4 protein-coding genes are annotated in these 2,710 nt (G+C 56.8%); all 4 read right to left on the reverse strand.

Features of this window, described 5'->3' with window-relative positions; genetic code table 11:
- Positions 1-264, reverse strand: a 264-nt coding sequence (locus WB528_RS13130; RefSeq protein ID WP_423888843.1) for a hypothetical protein, incomplete at its 3' end; no start/stop codon positions are given.
- Positions 265-573: 309 nt separating this feature from the next.
- Positions 574-1,179 carry a GDSL-type esterase/lipase family protein gene (locus WB528_RS13135; RefSeq protein ID WP_423888844.1) on the reverse strand — a complete coding sequence of 202 codons (606 nt, stop codon included), beginning with the start codon at positions 1,177-1,179 and terminating at the stop codon, positions 574-576.
- Between the two features lie 655 nt (positions 1,180-1,834).
- Positions 1,835-2,224, reverse strand: a complete 390-nt coding sequence (locus WB528_RS13140) for a response regulator (RefSeq protein WP_423888845.1) — start codon at positions 2,222-2,224, stop codon at positions 1,835-1,837.
- Positions 2,221-2,710: sensor histidine kinase (locus WB528_RS13145; protein ID WP_423888846.1), on the reverse strand; the 490-nt coding region annotated here is incomplete at its 5' end. The genes WB528_RS13140 and WB528_RS13145, both read right to left, overlap by 4 nt.

Below are 2,710 nucleotides of genomic sequence, written 5' to 3' on the forward strand. Positions count from 1 at the left end.
CCTTCCAAAAAATCGTCTGATGAGCGTTTGAATCGATCGCGCATCGATCAATCCCGACTGGATTTGCGTGGAGGCGACCTCGCCGAGAAAATTGGTGTCGCCTACGTCCGTCTTCGGCTTGCCTCCCAACGATATTTGGTTGAGGTTCGCGATCTCGTCCAGGAGGCGTTGGGTCGCTGCTTCACTCGAATATCCGCTCTTCTGATAAGAATCGGGCACGCTGATCGGGGTGATCAGGACCGGCGTGTGCAGCATCGCCTGCATGACGATGACGAAACCGATGACGGTTGGCAAGGCGACGGACATAACGACAACCGTCGTTTTCGCGATGCCGTATAGCTCGGAAGTCGTTCGACGCGATATATGCGAATGGACATGCCGCGGCACCGCAAAAATAACCGAGGTTATTTTTGCGCGCTTGGTGAGCGGATCTCTGTGGCTCGCTTCTAGCATTATCAATACGGCCGCTTTGACGGTTCGATGGCCGCTATTGCCGTGAGGGCACGTAACAGGCCTGTCCAATCAGGCTCGCGGGCAAATCGCAATCAAATAGCCGGGAACCGTCGTTGTCGTTCAATTGATTGAGGGCAGTAACTGGGTCGCCATATATCGCTGACCCTGCGCAGTCAGGTGAACCCCGTCAGGCAACACCATGCCCTTGCTTCGAGCCGCCACGTAATAGGGCGCCGCATTGATCACGCGTATCTTGCGCGCCTGCAGACGCGCGATGATTTCACCCGTCCCCGCCTTTGCCTGCCCAACGGTTGCACCGCGACGAACGTCGTTGCCTCCAATCAACAATATGACGACACGCGTGCCCTGCGGCACGGCGCTGTCCAGCCTGGCCAACACGCCTGCCGTAGTGTCTCCGTAGACGCCTTGATTGCTGACGGAATATTGTTTGCCCTTGGCGTGAAGCATGGCCTCCAATTGCTGCGGAAAGGCTTCCCCGGAACCGACACCATAACCCTGAACCACGCTGGCGCCGAGCGCAACGATTTGCGCACGAGACGACCCAACCCACGCGAATTGGACGGCGAAAAAAACAACGGCGCAGGCAAACGCCCTCATCCCCTTTGTCACGTAACGGCTCATGTTTCCCCTCCTTTTGAATTTTGCCAAGTCCGAAAGCCTTGTGCACCGCAATACGCCTGCATCGCTCAACTGCGACACAATCACAGCTCTTATGCCTTGAACAGGTTGTGTGAGAAGCGCTTCAAGCAACTAGCAATGTGGCATTGTGGACGCTCGCCGTTGGCACACTTGCTTGCAGTTCGTTCCGCCATGCAGATTGCAAAACGAGGCGCATCTTTGGGAATTGTAACACCCCGCTTGATAACCGCTCCTGGCATATGCGCCCTGTGCTGCCCAAGCGCCGGTAGTAACCCCTCCTATTAGCGTCAGTACGGCAAAGAATGCTGAGATCCGAAGCATACAAATCCTCCAAAAAAATTGCGAGCGGCCATGCGGCAAGAAGAACGGCGTGTGTGTGTTGCTGGATGGAATGCCTACCGCTGGCGCAGGCGCTGTCTATTGAGGTAGCGGCCACTACGGTAATCGGCCGCTTTGTGACAACGCGCGGGCGCATCGTGGTTTGCGCCCATTTCCCATCATGAGCAGCATTATGTTCAACCGCAAGAGCAAGTAGTGCGGATAGGCTGCCATAATCGGCTTTGGGGCATCGTCCTGAGGACGAAGCGCGTGGCATTGCATCGGCGCGTGAGATTGTGGACCCGCTCGCCGATACGCTCGGCGACCTTTACGCCTCGATCGCGCACATGATGGAGAGTAGGCTCACGCCGGACGGTGCGAACATCACGGTCGAGCCGGAGACCTAAACCAACCTCTCCAACCGCTGGTCGATTTCTTGGCGCAGCAAGCCGAAGTCGATGGGCTTGGGAAGCAATCCGGCTGCCCCGAGTTCGGTCGCCCTCTTTCTGGTCGCATCGTCCCCGTAGGCGGTAATCATGATGACTGGAACGTTTGGTCGTTCCGCTTTTACCATGGGAAGCATCTCAAGACCGGTCATCCCGGGCATGTTAATGTCTGAGAGGATCAAGATCAGCGACGGATCAGGGATCGCTTTCACCTGCTCCAGAGCGGCCGGCGCGGACAGAGCAAATTCCATCACGAAACGCCCCGATCGCAGATCCCGCCGAAAATGCTGACGGAACATGCTTTCGACATCCGGCTCGTCGTCGACGACGACAATGTACGTGCTCAATTTGTGCCCCGTTCTGGCTTTTGCGCGGACGTTGTTCGCGGCAGCGTGACGATGAATTCCGTGAATGCACCCGGCTCAGTGTCAACGTGGATACTGCCACCGTGTTGTTTGACGACGATGTCGTAGCTAATCGAGAGGCCAAGTCCGGTGCCTTCGCCGGCAGGTTTGGTCGTAAAGAACGGGTTGAACATCTTTTCCTTCACTTCGGCGGGGATTCCGGTGCCGTTGTCGCGAATACGGATTTCCACCGCATGGCCGAGATTTCTAGTGGTTGCGCGGACAGTCGGCTCGAAGCCGGAATTGCCGTTCTCGGTCCTGCGCTTGGTCACCGCATAAAATCCGTTCGAGATTAAATTCAGGAATACGCGGGTGATTTCTTGCGGGAAAACCTCGACCGAGCCGGCCGCCTCGTCGAAGTCCCGTTGCAAAGTGACATTGAATTGCGGTTTTTCGGCACGTGCGCCGTGATAGGCGAGGTTGAGGCTT

The organism is Bradyrhizobium sp. (assembly GCF_049586575.1).
In the GTDB taxonomy this organism is placed as follows: Bacteria; Pseudomonadota; Alphaproteobacteria; order Rhizobiales; family Xanthobacteraceae; genus Bradyrhizobium.